Raw genomic sequence first — 1,137 nt, 5'->3', positions numbered from 1 at the left:
GCAACTCGACAAATTCGGTCCACCAATTTTTTGGTCCTAAAGGCAGGCAATTGTTTTTATCTATCTTTTAATCTGCCATTATACGGTATGGTTCTTTGTTCAACAAAATATGCCTTATCCTTAGCAGTAACTTTCTGGCTACCCTTATAATCGCTTTGTTCGCACCCATCCTTTTTCTCCAGTCCTCATAGCTTTTTGCCAATGACGGGTCAGCTCTCGCCGCGGTCCAGGCACACTGTACCAAAACTGTCTGCACATGTACATTTTTCCTGCCGGTCATCCTTCCACTGTGCTCCTTCTCACCGCTACCGTAGGTATTGGGCACCAGTCCTACAAAACAGCATAAACTGTCTGCTGTATGGAATCTTGACGTATCCCCGAGTTCGCTAAGGAAAACCAATCCTGCTGTCAGCCCAATCCCCGGTACTGACCTGATGATCTTCAACTCCTCCCTGTATTCTTCTGACAGCAATCTCACCAATTCCTTCTCAAGCTTCTTCTTTACCGAAACCGTGTTCCTGAGCTGCTCTATCAATATACGGAAACCGAATGTGCCCACCTCCGAATCCAGTTCTACGCTATCAAGCCATCCCATGAAACTTTTCGACCAACTCCCTGATCCGACAAACTGTTCTTCCGGAATCCTTATCCCATGGAGATGTAGCTTGCCCTTGATCCTGTTTTTGTACCTATTGATCTCCCCTATCAGTTTTTTCCGCAGACGCATGGATTCTTTCTCCTCCTGTTCGCATTTTTCCGGAATGTGGATCCCTCTGAGTACTCCCTGACGAAGGCCCCTGCACAATTTTCTGCTGTCAACCCCGTCACGCTTGCCCTTACGCTCTTTATTGGTGGTAGGGACATCCGCCGGATTGATCACTATGTTATCAATCCCTTCTGAAACAAGCTCGTAGTGAACCGAAAAACCGCAGAAACCTGCCTCATAAACACTCTTATAAGTACCTCCGGGAAAATGCTTTTTTAAATATTTACCAAGAGTCACACCCTCCGGTGGCTGAACAAATGTCTTGTGTTCCAGATGCTCAGTCATCACTGTAACAGTCCACTGTTTACTGTGGGTGTCAATGCCCACATAGATCATTTCTCCCGTAAAATCAGGATTTTTTGTAACTTGAA

General features: G+C 45.9%; 1 protein-coding gene. It reads right to left on the bottom strand.

Features of this window, described 5'->3' with window-relative positions:
* Positions 1-67 precede the first annotated feature (67 nt).
* The coding region (locus tag M3O96_RS21870; RefSeq protein ID WP_249725448.1) for an IS110 family RNA-guided transposase at positions 68-1,137 on the bottom strand (1,070 nt) is incomplete at its 5' end.

Origin of the sequence: Aquiflexum sp. TKW24L (genome assembly GCF_023502205.1) — a bacterium.
Classification (GTDB): domain Bacteria; phylum Bacteroidota; class Bacteroidia; order Cytophagales; family Cyclobacteriaceae; genus Cognataquiflexum.
The sequence above is the reverse complement of the archived record's forward strand: the minus strand, read 5'-3'. Positions and strand labels throughout refer to the sequence as shown.